This is a genomic window from Actinomadura xylanilytica, assembly GCF_030283145.1.
Lineage (GTDB): Bacteria > Actinomycetota > Actinomycetes > Streptosporangiales > Streptosporangiaceae > Spirillospora > Spirillospora xylanilytica.
This window is the reverse complement of sequence record NZ_JASNWE010000001.1, coordinates 1,354,371-1,369,012: the sequence shown is the minus strand read 5'-3', so window position 1 is coordinate 1,369,012 and position 14,642 is coordinate 1,354,371. Positions and strand designations below refer to the sequence as shown.

The window sequence follows — 14,642 nt, the reverse complement described above, 5'->3', positions numbered from 1 at the left end:
GCCGCCGCGGCGGGGCTCCTAGTGTTCCGCGCCCTGATCGGCGTCCCGGGTCACGGAGTCCCCGTCCCCGTCCTCTTCGTCGCCGTCGTCGGGCGGCGGGTCGGGCTGCCGCCAGGTGGCGATGATCAGCGGCAGCGCGATGTGCATGACCAGCATGGCGAACACCATCAGAAAGTTGGCCGCGGCGGGCACGTGCGCGTCGCGGCCCCGCTCGGCCAGCATGATCGTGACGCCGACCGCGATGATCATTGCGGTGGTGCCGCGGTGCGCGACCCTGAACGCGCGGAGCCGCTCGGCCACCTGCCGCTCGTCCAGGTACCGCTCGTCCAGCGAGGTCGTGCCGCGGGTGACGGTGATCATCCGGTTGTACGCCGGGACGCCCCCGACCGCCATCGCGGCGAGGACCACGAGGTTCACGTACACCGCGGTGTCGCTCGGCGCGATCAGCCACGAGACCGCGGCGTCCACCCAGGGGAGCAGGAGCAGCGCGCCCGCGGCCCCGGCCAGCAGCCGCCGGTTCCGGCGCGCCGCGAAGCGGCCGGGGGCCCGGCCCGCCAGCTCGGTGATGCGCTCGGCGCGGCGGCGCTCGGCGCGTTCCCGCCAGCCGCCGTCCTGGTCGGACATGGCCTTGGCCTCCTTCTTTCTCACGACGTGCTGCCCAGCCTGGGAAAGGGGGTCAGCGAGAACACGACCTCGACCGGGACCTCGAAGAACGCCGCGATGCGCAGGGCCAGGAACAGGCTCGGGCTGTACTCGCCCCGCTCCAGGTAACCGATCGTCTGGTAGTGCACGCCCAGCGCGGTGGCCAGCTCGCGGCGCGAGACGCCGCGCTCGGCCCGCAGGACCGCGATCCGGTTGTGGACGTTCTCCTTGTCGGCTGACACCGGTTCAGTCTCCCGCAGCCGGCGATCAGAACGCGCCCTGCGCGGCCCGGCGCTCCTGCCGTTCGGCCAGCCGGGTGCCCGACTCGCGGCGGGCGGCCCGCCGCAGCAGCCAGGGCGCGACCAGCAGCCCGGCGACGGCCCATGCGCCGAGCACGGCGGCGGTCTCCAGCGGGCGCCAGCTCCCGCCGATCTCGGCGGCCAGCATCGAGTCGGGCAGGAACACCGACCGCAGCCCGAGGCCCTGCCAGTACAGCGGGAACGCCTGCGCGACCCACTGCACGGGCTCGGGCATCGCCGTCACCGGGAACATCACCCCGGACACGACCATCAGCCCCATCATCGGCAGCGACAGGATGCTCGCGGCGTTGCGCGGGCCGGGGAGAAGGGTGCCGAGCGCGGCGCCCACCGGCACCACCGACAGCGTGCCGAGGCCGAGCACCCACAGCAGCGTGAGCCAGTCGCCGGGCGCCGCGGGCAGGGTCAGCTCGGTGAGGGCCACTCCGGCCAGCAGCATCAGCGCGACGTAGGTGGCGATCTGGCCGAGCACCGAGACGGCCCGTCCGACCAGGTAGACCGGCATCCCGCCGGGGACGGTGCGGAGCCGCAGCAGCGCGCCGTCCTCCCGGTCCGTCGTGATCATCATCGGCAGGCCCATCAGCGCCACCGAGAACACCGAGAACGCGATGAACCCCGCCGCCATCAGCACGGCCTTGGACGCGTGCGTCCCCGGCACGTCCGTGCCGCCCTGCCAGCGGGCCACCAGCACGAAGATCCCCACGGTGCCGATCAGGCCCCCGGCGAACTCGCGGCGGTTGCGCAGGAACTGGAGGTGCTCCGTCCAGCCCCGGCGCAGTCCGATCATCACCAGCGTGCCGTTCATGCGGCACTCCTCTCCATGAGCCCGCCGTCCTCGCCGGCGAGGGGGGTGCCGGAGGCGTCCCCGGCGCCGCGCGCGGTGGCGCCGCGGACCAGGTCCAGGTAGCTCTCCTCCAGCGACGGGCGCCGGATCTCCAGCCCCGGCACCGGCCCGCCGAACCGCTGGTGCAGCTCGTAGGCCAGCTTGGACGGGTCGCCGGTGCGCTCGGACCGGAGCGCGCCGTCCTCGGCCCACCGCACCTCGGACCGCGTCCGGACGACCGCGGCCAGCCCGGACGGGGTGCCGCAGACCGCGACCGCCCCGTCCACCAGGATCGCGATCCGGCCCGCGAGCCGCTCGGCCTCGGCGAGGTCGTGCGTGGTCAGCAGGATCGTCATGCCCTCCTCGCGGGAGAGCCGCTCGACCAGCCCGTGGAACTCCAGCCGGACCTCGGGGTCGAACCCGGCCGTCGGCTCGTCCAGGAAGAGCACCTCGGGACGGCCGACGATGCCGAGCGCCACGTCGAGCCGGCGCCGCTGCCCGCCGGACAGCTGCGCGACCATCCGGCCGGCCTGCGCGGTGAGGCCCAGCACGGCGAGCAGTTCGTCGACGTCGCGGGGCCGCCGGTAGAACGAGGCCACGTGGGCGAGGAGCTGCCGGACGCCCCAGCGCGGGTGGTCCTGCCAGTTCTGGAGGACGACGCCGAGCCGGCCGCGCCAGGCGTCGCCGCCCCGCCCGGGGTCGGTGCCGAGGACCGTGACCTCGCCCGCCGACCGGCGCCGGAAGCCCTCCAGGATCTCGATCGTCGTGGTCTTCCCGGCCCCGTTCGGACCGAGCAGGGCGACCACCTCGCCGGCGCGGACCTCCAGGTCCACGCCGCGCAGCACCTCGGTGCGGCCGTACCGCATCCGCAGGTCCCGGGCACTGATCACCGGTTCGTCCATGCGCGTTCCTCTCGTATGAGAAGTCGGACTGTTCTTCACATGCCTACAACCATTGATAGTAGAAGTACTACACATCGTTGCAGATTCGCAAGGGCCCGATGCCCGGCAGGAGGGGATCCGTGCGGTCCCCGGAACGACGTGGCTCCCCCCGCCGCCCGGAACCCGGCGGGTCGACTCCGGCGCCCGGACCCGGGCACCATGGGGGCCCATGAAGGTATTCGTTTCGGTCGACATGGAGGGGATCTCGGGCCTCACCGATCCCGAGGAGATGCGCGCCGGCGGGCGCGGCTACGAGCGCGGCTGCGAGCTGATGACCGGCGACGCCAACGCCGCGATCCGCGCCGCGTTCGACGCCGGGGCCGGGCAGGTGGTGGTCACCGACGCGCACGGCACCGGCCGGAACCTCCGCGCCGACCTCATCGACGAGCGCTGCACCCTGATCCGCGGCCCCTACAAGCCGATGCGGATGGGCGAGGGCCTCGACGCCTCCTTCGACGTGGCGCTGTACGTCGGCTACCACGCGCGGGCCGGCGCGCGGTGCGGCGTGCTCAACCACACCTGGATGGGCCGCGAGATCCAGAACGTGCTGCTCAACGGGGAGGTCGTCGGCGAGATCGCGCTCATGGCCGGGTACGCCGGCTCGCTCGGCGTGCCCGTCGGCCTCGTCGCCGGTGACGAGGCCGCCTGCGCGGAGGCCCGCGACGTGCTCGGCGGCGTCGAGACCGCGGCGGTCAAGGAGGGTCGCGACCGGTACGCCGCCGCGCTCATCCCGCCCGCGCGCGCGAGGGAGCTGATCTACGAGCGGGCCACCCGGGCGCTGCGCGATCCCGAGGGCTGGCGCCCGCTCGTCCTGCCCGCCCCCTACACGCTGACTGTCGAGTGGAACGCCACCGCGATCGCGCAGTCGTGCGCGCTGATCCCCGGCGTGCGGCTCACCGGCGGGCGCACCACCGAGTTCAGCACCGGCGACTACGCCGAGATCGTCGGCCTTCTCGGCGTCTGCGCGACCATCGCCGGTGGGATCGGCTGCGCCGGCGGCCAGTACGGCTGACGCTCCCGCGCCCGGCCTCCCCGCGCCCCGGCGTTCCCGCGCCCGGCGTTCCCCGCGCCTGGCCTCGCCGGGGCGGGTCAGCCGCCGTCGTCGAGGCGCTCGGTCGCCAGGGCGTGGTAGGCGGGCGCGAGGACGCTCGCCAGGTCGCGGCGCCGCACCTTGACCGGGGGCGGTGCGACGACCTCCAGCACGAACCCCGGCGGTACCGGCGGCGCGGGCGGACGGTCGCGCAGCCGGGCCAGGCCGGACGGCGTCGTCCAGAAGTCCTCCGCGCCGAGCGGCTCACCGCCCGGCCCGTCCGCGCCGTCCAGTCCGTCCAGTCCGTCCGCGCCGGGCGGGCCGGACGGCGCCGGGCGGCGGCGCAGCGCGGTGAGCAGCTCGTCCTTCGTCCGCCCGTTCCAGGCCAGGACGAGGAACGGGTCGTCGCCGAACGCCTCGGCCAGCGCGCAGAGCACCGCCGCGGCGTGCTCGCACGCGTCGCCCCAGTCGGGGCAGCCGCACATCACGTGCAGGCCGGCCGCCGACGCGGGGAACAGCGGCAGCCCGAGGCCGGCGAGCACCGGCTCGATCTCGGGCGGCAGCTCCCCGGCGAGCAGCCGCGCGCGGAACACCGCCCGGGACGCGAGCTCGGCCTCGGCCGCCGCCCAGCCCGCCGCGTCGATCGCGTCGATGCCGACGGCCACCTCGTACGGTTCGGGCCCGTCGCCCCGCACATGGGCCGTCGCCTCGTACGGCCCGACCGCCAGCCCGGTCACCCGGCCCTCGCGCGCGCACGCGAGGCCGCGCCGGAGCAGGTCCTCACCGGCGAACGACCCCACCAGCTCGACGAACCTCCGCGACCACCACCCGTTCCCGGCGGACCCGGCCATCAGCCGCTCACCGCCTCGGGCGCCAGGCGCAGCACGTCGCGCAGCTCGGCGACCGACAGCTCGGTCAGCCAGTCCTCGCCGGTGCCGACGATCGAGTCGGCCAGCGCCTTCTTGCGCTCGATCATCTCGTCGATCCGCTCCTCCATCGTCCCCACGCAGATGAACTTGCGGACCTGCACGTTCCTGGTCTGCCCGATGCGGAACGCGCGGTCGGTCGCCTGGTCCTCGACCGCCGGGTTCCACCACCGGTCCAGGTGCACCACGTGGTTGGCGGCGGTCAGCGTCAGCCCGGTGCCGGCCGCCTTCAGTGAAAGCAGGAAGACCGACGGCTCGGTGTCGGCCTGGAAGTGCTGGACGAGGTCGTCCCGCCCCTGCTTGGACGTGCCGCCGTGCAGCCACAGCACCGGCCGTTCGAGCCGCGCCGCCAGGTAGGGCTGGAGCATCGACCCGAACTCGGCGTACTGGGTGAACACCAGCGCCTTCTCGCCCTGCTCCAGCACCTCGGCGCAGATCTCCTCCAGCCGCTCCAGCTTGCCGGACCGGCCGGGCAGCCGCGAGCCGTCCTTGAGGAGCTGCGCCGGATGGTTGCAGACCTGCTTGAGCCTGGCCATCGTCGCCAACACCAGCCCCCGCCGCCGCTTCTCGTCGGCCTCGGCGATCTGCGCGAGCATGTCGTCGACGGTCGCCTGGTACAGCGAGGCCTGCTCGGTGGTCAGGTTGCAGTAGACCTTGATCTCCTGCTTCTCCGGCAGGTCGGAGATGATCGACCGGTCGGTCTTGAGCCGGCGCAGGATGAACGGCTGCGTCGCCCGCTTCAGCGCCAGCGCCGCCCGCTCGTCGCCGTCGCGCTCGATCGGCACCGCGAACCGCTCGCGGAACGCCGGCCGCGGCCCGAGCAGCCCCGGGTTCGCGAACTCCAGGATCGACCACAGCTCGGTCAGGTGGTTCTCGACCGGCGTCCCGGTCAGCGCGATCCGGCTGCGCGCCGGGATGCCGCGCACCGCCCGCGCCTGGCGCGTCCCGCTGTTCTTCAGCGCCTGCGCCTCGTCGCAGACCACCCGTCCCCACTCGATCAGCGCCAGCGACTCGGCGTCGCGCGCCGCCGTCCCGTAGGTGGTCAGCACCAGGTCGGCGCCCGCGACCGCCGCGACGAGCCGCTCGTCGCGGTGCCGGCCGGTGCCGTGGTGGACGTGCACCCGCAGCTTCGGCGCGAACCGGGCCGCCTCGCGCTGCCAGTTGCCCACCAGCGACATCGGCCCGACCAGCAGCGTCGGGCCGGGCCGGCGCCCGCCCGCGCGCTCGGAGACCAGCAGCGCCAGCGTCTGCGCCGTCTTGCCGAGCCCCATCGAGTCGGCCAGGATCCCGCCCAGGCCGAGCCCGTCGAGGAAGGTCAGCCAGGCGAGGCCGCGCTCCTGGAACGGCCGGAGCGTCCCGTTGAAACCCTCGGGGGTGGTCATCGGCGCGAGCCGCCGGTCGGCCTCGCCTGACAGCAGGTCGCCGAACGCGCCGTCGGCGTCGACCTCGACCAGCGGCAGCGCCTCGTCGCCCGCGTGGATCGCGGCCCGCATCGCCGCGGCGGCGGGCATCCTCCCGTGCCGGGGACGGCGCAGCAGGTCGAGCGCCGCCTCGAGCTGCTCCTCGCCCAGCTCGACCCACTGGCCGCGCAGCCGGACGAGCGGCGTCTTCAACCGGGCCAGCTCCTCCAGCTCGTCCTCGTCGATGGTCTCGGCGCCGATCGCCAGGTCCCACCGGAAGTCGACCATGCCCTTGAGGTCGAACCCCGACGAGGTGGCCGCGCCTGAGCCCTCGCCGTCGTCCGCCCGGGTGGTGAGCTTCATGCCGAGCCGCGCCCGGCCCGCCCACCGCGGCAGCAGCACCCCGAACCCGGCCGCCGACAGCATCGGCGCCGCCCCGCGCAGGAAGCGGAACGCGCCCGCCGTGTCGAGGACCAGCTCGTGCGGCGTCGCGGTGTCGAGCGCGGGCGTCATGTCGGGGAACAGCCGCAGCGCCCGGCCGAGCCCGCCGAGCAGCGTCTCCTCGGCGCCGCCGAGCGACGGCGCCTCGCCCGCCCAGATCATCGAGGCAGGCACGTACAGGCTCGGGTCGGCGGTGCCCTGGAGGGCGAACTCGACCCGCCAGGCGTCGCCGTCCGCCGCGGCGGCCTCGGCCTCGGGATCGTGCCCGGACTCCTCGGTGAAGGACTCGGCGCCCGGCTCGGCGAGCCTGAAGCAGACGCGCAGCGGCCCGGCCGGGCGGCGGGCGGCGTCCGCCCAGGCGTCGAGCTCGGCGATGAGGTCGTCCGGATCGTCGCGGGGCTCGCGCGTGACCTCGGCGGACGGCCCGGTCAGCGCCTCCAGCCAGCGCTCGGCGAGGGGCAGCCGGTCGGGGGAGTCGCCCCGGCGCGGCGGCAGGAGGGGGTGCGGGACGACCCCGCGCACGGCCGTGTCGACCAGCCCGTCGAGCGCCTCGCGCAGCACGCCCGCCGCGGGCCGTCCGCCGTCCGCGGCGCGGCAGGCCGCGGGCATCGCGCGGACCAGGTCGCGGAACCGCGCCGGGTCGTCGAGCACCGGCCGCCAGCGCGCCACCAGGTCGCCGTCCTCGCGCAGCAGGGCCGGCAGCACCTGGCCGCGCGCGGCCAGGTGCGCCGCCTCGTCGGAGAGCACACACAGGTAGCGCAGGTCGGTGCCGGGGACGACGTCGCCGCTGTGCTCGGCGGCCTGGAGCAGGGCCATCGCGGGGAACGGCTCCAGCACCAGGGCGGGCACCCGCCACTCGCGCAGCTCGGCCCGTCCGCCGAACGCCTCGGGCCCCAGCTCGGCGGACGGCGCCGGATGGTCGCCGTGGGTGGGCAGCGACATGGTCAGCTCGACACCGAACGCGCCCTTGACCATCGGCTCGTAGGACGTGCCGGTGAAGTCACGGGTGGCGAACGGATGCACCGCCGCGCCGGACCCATCGGGCGGCGCCGGGACGGGCTCGTACGGGCCGGTGCGCTCGGCCCACAGGCAGAGGGCACCGCCATGCCAGGTGGCATGCGCGACGAGCATGACTTCGATCCCCCGGGGCGTGCGGACGAGACGGCCGGGCTCGAAGCTACCAGCGGGGCCGGACAGCCCGCCGCCGCCGCGGTGGCGCTGGTTAGGCTCGGGGACGTCGGGTTTCTTCCTGCGCTTGGAGGCGTTCGTGGGCGAGTTCGTACATGTCGAGGTCGAGGACGGCGTCGCGACGATCCGGCTGGACCGGCCGAAGATGAACGCGCTCAACGCGCCGATGCAGCGCGAGCTGATCGAGGCGGCCCGGCGGGTCGGCGCGGACGACGAGGTCGCCGCCGTGGTCCTCTACGGCGGCGAGCGGGTGTTCGCGGCGGGCGCCGACATCAAGGAGATGGCCCCGATGTCGTACGCCGAGATGTCCACCGGGCACTCACTGCTCCTCCAGGAGTTCACCCGGGAACTCGCGGCGATCCCCAAGCCGGTCATCGCCGCGATCACCGGGTACGCGCTCGGCGGCGGGCTGGAGGTGGCGCTGACCGCCGACTTCCGGGTGGCGGGCGAGGGCGCCAAGGTCGGCCAGCCGGAGATCCAGCTCGGCATCATCCCCGGCGCGGGCGGCACCCAGCGGCTCGCCCGGCTGATCGGGCCGGCCAAGGCCAAGGACCTGGTCTTCTCCGGACGGCACGTGCCGGCGGACGAGGCGCTGGCGATGGGCCTGGTCGACCGGGTCGTGCCCGACGCCGACGTCTACCGGGCCGCGCGCGAGTGGGCCGCGACGTTCACCGGCGGGCCGGCGCTCGCGCTCCGCGCCGCCAAGCAGGCGATCGACGGCGGCCTGGAGGTCGATCTGGCGACCGGGCTGGAGATCGAGCGGATGCGGTTCGCCGCGCTGTTCGCCACCGAGGACCAGGAGAACGGGATGCGCAGCTTCATGGAGGAGGGACCGGGCAAGGCCCGCTTCACCGGCCGCTGACCCCGCCGCGCTCCTGGGCGTCCGGCGCCGCGCCGTGTTTCCCGGGCGTCCAGGAGTTTGTCGGCGACGGTCGGCCGGCTGGTGCGCGATCTCGGCTGCGAGCCACAGAACGGTGGCCCCCTGGTACGGGCGGGCCTGCTGGAGGCGGTCGCCGCGTTCGGCGTCGGCCTCTACGCTGCTGGAGAAGATCCGGCGGCGATGTTCCCGCCCGTGGGCGTCGCGGGAGGTGACCCGGTACGTGCCGTAGCCGAATGACTTTCCGGTTTTTCGGTCATGACCCACGGTGGGGGAAGATCGCCCGATAGCATCTCCCGCCATGCGACAGGCGTACCGAACCGCTCTCGTCACGGGCGCGTCCAGCGGCATCGGCGAGAGTTTCGCCCGGCTGCTGGCCGGGCGGGGCACCGATCTGGTCATTGTGGCCCGCCGCACGGACCTGCTGGACCGGCTGGCCCGCGATCTCGTCGAGCGGTACCGGGTCGCGGTGGAGGTGATCGCGGCCGATCTCACCGATCCGGTGCAGCGCGGCGCGGTCGAGCGGCGGCTGCGCGCCGAGCCGGTCGAGCTGCTGGTCAACAACGCCGGGTACGGCGCGTTCGGACCGTTCGCCGAACTGCCGCTCGGCGACCAGCTCACCGAGATCGAGCTCAACGTGACCGCCCTGGTCCGGCTGACCCACGCGGTGCTGCCCGGGATGATCGCGCGGGGCCGGGGCGGGGTGCTGAACGTCGCGTCGATGTCGGGGTTCGCGCCGTCGCCCGGCAGCGCGACCTACGGCGCGACCAAGGCGTACGTGGCCTCGTTCTCCGAGAGCGTCCACGCGGAGGTCGCGGCCAAGGGCGTGCACGTGACGACGCTGTGCCCCGGCTTCACCCGGACCGAGGACGACGCCCCCGCCAACCTGCTGTGGCTGCGCCGCGAAGAGGTGGCCAGGGCCGGGCTGGACGCGGTGTCGCTGGGCCGCGCGCTGTGCGTCCCGGGCGCGCAGTACCGGGCCGCGCTGCCCGCGTTGAAGCTGGTCCCGAGGCCGCTCCTGAGGGCCGCCGTGAACCGGATGTGGCAGCAGGCGTCCGACTCCCGCTGACGGGACCGGGCCGCGCTTTCTCCGTTCCCTACAAGAAATCCGCCGGGTGGCTTGTGACGCGGGCGCCTTGACGTCGCCCGCGGCGATCGCGAACATCGAACCTACGGTCCAGTAGGTTACATTCGCCCTGCTGGGCACCCCCTTCCCGGTGCCGCGGGTGCGGCGGCGCCGCCCGGTGGCCACACGTCGTCCAGCGAAGGATCAGTATGTCCGTGACGTCCGAGAACAAGTTCCAGACCGGTCTGATGCTCGAGCTCGAGCCGGTCGTCGCGAAGGAGCTCGACCGGCACCTGGCGATCGCCAAGGAGTGGTTCCCGCACCAGTACGTGCCGTGGAGCATCGGCCGCGACTACGACGGCCCGATGGAGGGCGAGGCGTGGTCGGTCGAGCAGTCGCAGGTCTCGCCCGAGTCCCGCGACTCGCTGATCGTCAACCTGCTGACCGAGGACAACCTGCCCGGCTACCACCGCGCGATCGCCTCGGTCTTCGGCCGTGACGGCGCCTGGGGCACCTGGGTCAACCGGTGGACCGCCGAGGAGAACCGGCACGGCATCGTGATCCGCGACTACCTCACGGTGACCCGGGCGGTCGACCCGATCGCGCTGGAGCGCGCCCGGATGCACCACATGGAGGCCGGCTACGAGGCCACGCACGGCACCGAGTTCCTGCACGGCGCGGCGTACGTGTCGTTCCAGGAGCTGGCCACCCGGGTCGCGCACCGCAACACCGGCAAGGTCTCCGGCGACCCGGTGTGCGAGCGGATGCTCAGCCGCGTCGCCGCGGACGAGAACCTGCACATGATCTTCTACCGGAACCTGATCGGCGCCGCCCTGGAGGTCGCGCCGAACGAGACCATGCGCGCCATCACCGAGGTGGTCACCCAGTTCGAGATGCCCGGCACCAGCATCGACGGCTTCATGCGCAAGTCCGTGGTGATCGCCAACGCGGGCATCTACGACCTGCGGCTGCACCACGACGACGTGCTCGTCCCGGTGCTGCGCAAGCTGGGCGTGTTCGACCGCACCGACCTGACCGGCGACGGCGCCAAGGCCCGCGACGAGCTCGGGCAGTTCATGGAGCAACTCGACGCGGCCGCGACCAAGTTCGAGACCCGCCGCGAGGAGCGCCGCGCCCGCAAGGCCGCCCGCCAGGGCTGACCGCCAGGGCTGACCGCCGGGACCGACCGCTGAAGGCGCCTGCCGGAGCCGATCGCCGGGGGCGGAAATCGGCCAGTCGGAACGTGTGCCCGGCCCCGGGCGTCGAAGGATGTATGGACGAATATCGGCGGTTGGGCGGCCCTCGGCCGCCGACCGAGGGGGGCGTCACCACCGGTGATGCCCCTTTCACGCTGCGCGCCCCGGTTCCGTGCGCGGCCCGGCCCGACCCCGGCGGCGCCCGTCCGGCAACGGCACGGTGGCGCATTCGCCCGGCGCGGGCGAAGGTAGGGTTTCGTAAACGATGAAGGGGGTTGTCACGTCCGGGGACAGCATCGGCCACTACCGCATGCTCCAGACCCTTGGAGAAGGCGGCATGGGCGTCGTGTACCTCGCCGTCGATCCAGAGGGCCGCAAGGTGGCCATCAAGGTGCTGCGCTCCTCGGTCGCCGGCGACACCACCGCCCGCCGCAGGCTGGCCCGCGAGGTCGACACGATGCGGCGGGTGCACAGCCCGCACGTCGCCGAGATCCTCGACGCCGACGTCACCGCCGAGCGCCCCTACATCGTCACCCAGTACGTGCCCGGACGCACCCTCGAAGAGATCGTCGAGGAGTCCGGGCCGATCAGCGGGCCGGGGCTCCAGCGGCTGGCGGTCGGGCTGTCGTCGGCGCTGTCGGCGATCCACGGCGCCGGCATCATCCACCGCGACCTCAAGCCCGGCAACGTGATGCTGGTGGACGGCGAGCCGGTGGTGATCGACTTCGGCATCGCGCAGGGCGCCGACGCGACCCGGCTGACCGCGACCGGCATGGTCATCGGCACCCCCGGCTACCTGGCCCCGGAGATCATCGAGGGCGAGGACGCGGGCGAGCCGTCCGACGTGCACTCCTGGGCCGGGACGGTGGCCTACGCCGCGACCGGCCGGCCGCCGTTCGGGGCCGGCACCTTCGAGTCGATCTTCTTCAAGATCATGCAGGGCAAGCCCGACCTGAGCGGGGTGCCCGACGGGCTGCTGCCCGTGCTGCGCTCGGCGATGGCCCGGCACCCGGCCGAGCGGCCCACCGCGGTGAACCTGGTGCAGCTCACCCGGCGGATCCACTTCGAGTCGACCATCACCGACCAGACCCGGATCGACGACCACTACACGCGGCCCGACGACCAGACCCTGCCCGACGACTTCACGCTGCCGGGCGACGGTACCCCGCCGGGCGGCGGGCACACCGGGCACACCCGGCCGCCCGGGCAGCCCGCCGCCGACCACTCCCGGCAGTTCTCGGCGCCCATGCCCGCACAGCCTCCGCCGCAGGCCGAGCCGCAGCCGCCCGGGCCGGCGCCCGTCCCGGCCCAGCCGAAGGACTTCAAGGGGCTGCTGCCCCCGGCCGCGCCCCCGCCCGTCCCGCCGCCGGCGCCTGGGCCTTACGGGCAGGGCGACCCCTACTCGCGGTACGGGCAGCAGCAGCCGCCACAGACCCAGCCGCACCCCGGCGGGCTCCAGCGGGGGCCCGAGCAGGGCGGCCCGTACGACCCGTACGCCGAGCAGCGTCCCGGCGGGCAGAGTCCAGAGCAGCAGGGCGCCCGGCCCCGCGGCCGGGACGAGCCCCCAGGCGGCAAGGAACGTCCGAAGCCCTACGGCTGGTACCGCGTCCTCAGCCTCATCGTCCTGGTGGCGCTGCTCGGGTTCGCCAACATCGCGCCGCTGCTCGCGCTCGCGGTGACCGGGGTCGGCGTGCTGGTGCTGCGGATGGGCGACAAGGCCGCCAAGGGCATGGAGGACCGGCGCACCCGCCGCGGCCCCCGGGCGGGCGACGCGGTCGCGGCGGCCTTCAAGTCGCCGCTGCACCTGCCGGGCGCCGTGATGGCGACGGTCCTGCTGGGCGCGCTCTCGGTGCTGGCCGGGCTGATCCTGCTCGCGGTGCTGATGATCGCCAATCCGGACCAGACCGCCTCGCGGGCCATTTCCTACTCGGTGATGGCCATGATCGGGCTACTCTGCCTGGCCCCGGGCAGCGGGGCGCCGCGCCGGCAGCTCGCCCGGCTCTGGGGCGCCATGCTGCCGCGCACGGAGGCGGCGCTGGCCGCCGCCCTGATCCTGGGGATCTTCGCCGCGGTGCTGGTGGTGCTGTCCCAGAAGCAGCCGCCCGACACCACCCCGCTGAACGGGATGAGCCAGAACCTGGAGAGCCTGCGCAGCGATGTCCGCGACCTCGTCTCCGGGTTCCCGTTCCTCTGACGGGGCCTTCTCCCGCCCGCTCGAACTGATGCCTGATGAGGCCGATGGAGGGCCCCGCCGGTCGGTAGGGTGTCGAGCCTTATGAACGGGGAAACGAGCCACCAGGAGCACATCGGTCCCTTCCGGCTGCTGACCCGGCTGGGCGGCGGAACGGGGGCCGTCCACCGGGCCACCGGCCCGGACGGCCGCGACGTCGCGATCCGGCTGCTGCCCGCCGGGTCCGGGTCCGGGGCCGCTGGGTCCGGGCCCGACATCGCGCGGATGCGGGGTGTGCTCAGCCCGTACGTCGTGGACGTCCTCGGCGGCGACCCGGCCGCGGACCCGCCCTACCTTGTCTCCCGCCTCGTCCCGGGCCGGCCGCTCGGAGACGACGTCGCCGAGCGCGGTCCGGTGGCCGGGGCCGAACTGCGGCGCGTCGCGCTGGGCCTGGCCAAGGCGCTGGCCGCGATCCACCGGGAGGGCCTCGTCCACGGCGCGCTGGGCCCCGGCACCGTGCTGATCGTGGACGGCTCGCCCGTCGTCGTCGACTTCGGCCTGGTCCCCGGCGCCGAGGCGGCCGGTGACGTGCGCGCCTGGGCCGCCACGGTCGTGTTCGCCGCGACCGGCGACGCCACCGCGGACCCGGCCGCCTCGGCGGCGGTGCCCGGGGCGTTGCGGCCGTTGCTGCTGGCGGCGTCCGCGGACGACCCCGCCGCCCGCCCGGGGGCCGAGGAGCTGGCCGCCGCGTGCGCCGGGCTCGACCTCGGCCCCGCCGTCCCGCCTGTCCCATCGTCCGCCTCGACGCACGCTCCACCGCCCGTCCCGCAGTCCGCCCCGCCGGCCGGTCCGTCGGCCGGGGGGCCGCCCGTGGCGGCGACCTCGCCCGACCCCGTCCCGACGGTCGCGTCCGCCTCCTCCGAGGGGAGTGTCGCCGTTCTCACGGAGCCGGGTGCCGAGACGCCCGCCGCCCGTCCCGGGCCGGGCGCCGACTCCGGCCACCATGACCTGGCGGCCACGCAGGGGTGGGCGCGGCTGCTGACGGCCACGGTCGTGGTGATCGCGGTCGGCGTCGCGGTCACGGCGCCGGTCATGGGGCTGGTGCTGTCGATCGCCGGCGTGGCCGTGCTCCGGGCGGCCGGGGAGTCCTCGGCGCGCGGCCGGCTCTCGGCCCTGGGCCGCACGCTGCTGACGCTCCCGTACGCGGCGGCGCTCATGGTGGCGGTCCCGCTCGTCCTGGTCGCGCTGTCGGTGGTCGGCGGCGAGATCGACGCGCTGAGCGCCTGCGCGTTCGGCGCTGGGGCGGGTGCCGCCGTGCTGTGGACGGGGCCCGGCGTGCGCGCGCCGCGGGCGCTCCTCGAGCGGATGTTCCTTCCGGTCGCGCGGGTGCCGAGGCGGATCGCGGTGGCGGGCGTGGTGCTCGGCGCGCTGGCGCTGTTCGCCGTGGTCGCCGCGATGTCGCTCACCCCGAGCTTCGCGCCGATGTACGGGCTCCAGAGCTCGCTGAAGGGCTGGATCGACCAGGCCGAGGCGGCACTGCGCTGACCTGGGCGCCCGCGGCGTGGGTACGGTCTCCTCCGCGGGATTTGCCAGCGGACTACCGACCGGTAACATTTGTTCCGTGC

Annotated in this window: 13 protein-coding genes; 7 read left to right on the top strand and 6 right to left on the bottom strand. The window is 74.6% G+C overall.

Features of this window, described 5'->3' with window-relative positions:
* Positions 1–18: 18 nt before the first annotated feature.
* Genes QP090_RS06375 through QP090_RS06360 form a run of 4 tightly spaced genes read right to left on the bottom strand, consistent with a single transcriptional unit; the run spans position 19 to position 2,684 of the window.
* Positions 19–624 carry a hypothetical protein gene (locus tag QP090_RS06375; protein WP_285937551.1) on the bottom strand — a complete coding sequence of 202 codons (606 nt, stop codon included), beginning with the start codon at positions 622–624 and terminating at the stop codon, positions 19–21.
* Between the two features lie 20 nt (positions 625–644).
* Positions 645–884 (bottom strand): helix-turn-helix transcriptional regulator, encoded by a 240-nt coding sequence (locus QP090_RS06370; RefSeq protein ID WP_285937550.1) that lies wholly within the window; start codon positions 882–884, stop codon positions 645–647.
* 25 nt (positions 885–909) lie between these two features.
* Positions 910–1,764, bottom strand: a complete 855-nt coding sequence (locus QP090_RS06365) for an ABC transporter permease (RefSeq protein WP_285937548.1) — start codon at positions 1,762–1,764, stop codon at positions 910–912.
* A complete protein-coding gene (locus tag QP090_RS06360) occupies positions 1,761–2,684 on the bottom strand; it encodes an ABC transporter ATP-binding protein (RefSeq protein WP_285937547.1) in 924 nt (307 codons plus the stop codon). Before QP090_RS06360 ends, QP090_RS06365 begins: the two co-directional genes overlap by 4 nt.
* Positions 2,685–2,892: 208 nt before the next feature.
* Here QP090_RS06360 and QP090_RS06355 point away from each other — a divergent pair, with 208 nt between their 5' ends.
* Positions 2,893–3,735 (top strand): M55 family metallopeptidase, encoded by an 843-nt coding sequence (locus QP090_RS06355; protein ID WP_285937546.1) that lies wholly within the window; start codon positions 2,893–2,895, stop codon positions 3,733–3,735.
* A 77-nt stretch (positions 3,736–3,812) separates the two neighbouring features.
* Here the strand turns inward: QP090_RS06355 and QP090_RS06350 are convergent, their stop codons facing one another.
* Both QP090_RS06350 and QP090_RS06345 read right to left on the bottom strand, forming a co-directional pair.
* Positions 3,813–4,604 carry an SWIM zinc finger family protein gene (locus QP090_RS06350; protein WP_285937545.1) on the bottom strand — a complete coding sequence of 264 codons (792 nt, stop codon included), beginning with the start codon at positions 4,602–4,604 and terminating at the stop codon, positions 3,813–3,815.
* Positions 4,604–7,651 carry a DEAD/DEAH box helicase gene (locus QP090_RS06345; protein ID WP_285937544.1) on the bottom strand — a complete coding sequence of 1,016 codons (3,048 nt, stop codon included), beginning with the start codon at positions 7,649–7,651 and terminating at the stop codon, positions 4,604–4,606. The genes QP090_RS06350 and QP090_RS06345 overlap by 1 nt, the downstream gene beginning before the upstream one ends.
* Positions 7,652–7,787: 136 nt before the next feature.
* Between QP090_RS06345 and QP090_RS06340 the strand changes: the two genes are divergently transcribed.
* The 6 genes from QP090_RS06340 (at position 7,788) to QP090_RS06315 (ending at position 14,562) form a co-directional block, all read left to right on the top strand.
* On the top strand, positions 7,788–8,570 hold the full coding sequence (locus QP090_RS06340; RefSeq protein ID WP_285937543.1) for an enoyl-CoA hydratase/isomerase family protein: 783 nt from the start codon (positions 7,788–7,790) through the stop codon (positions 8,568–8,570).
* A 57-nt stretch (positions 8,571–8,627) separates the two neighbouring features.
* The gene (locus QP090_RS06335; RefSeq protein WP_285937542.1) at positions 8,628–8,825 is read left to right on the top strand and encodes a hypothetical protein; all 198 of its coding nucleotides are present in this window, start codon (positions 8,628–8,630) and stop codon (positions 8,823–8,825) included.
* 61 nt (positions 8,826–8,886) lie between these two features.
* Entirely contained in the window at positions 8,887–9,654 is a 768-nt protein-coding gene (locus QP090_RS06330) for an SDR family NAD(P)-dependent oxidoreductase (RefSeq protein ID WP_285937541.1), read from the top strand.
* 206 nt (positions 9,655–9,860) lie between these two features.
* Positions 9,861–10,811: an acyl-ACP desaturase gene (locus QP090_RS06325; RefSeq protein WP_285937540.1), complete on the top strand. Its 951-nt coding sequence runs from the start codon at positions 9,861–9,863 to the stop codon at positions 10,809–10,811.
* A 301-nt stretch (positions 10,812–11,112) separates the two neighbouring features.
* Entirely contained in the window at positions 11,113–13,041 is a 1,929-nt protein-coding gene (locus tag QP090_RS06320; RefSeq protein WP_285937539.1) for a serine/threonine-protein kinase, read from the top strand.
* Positions 13,042–13,122: 81 nt separating this feature from the next.
* The gene (locus QP090_RS06315; protein ID WP_285937538.1) at positions 13,123–14,562 is read left to right on the top strand and encodes a hypothetical protein; all 1,440 of its coding nucleotides are present in this window, start codon (positions 13,123–13,125) and stop codon (positions 14,560–14,562) included.
* Positions 14,563–14,642: the final 80 nt, after the last annotated feature.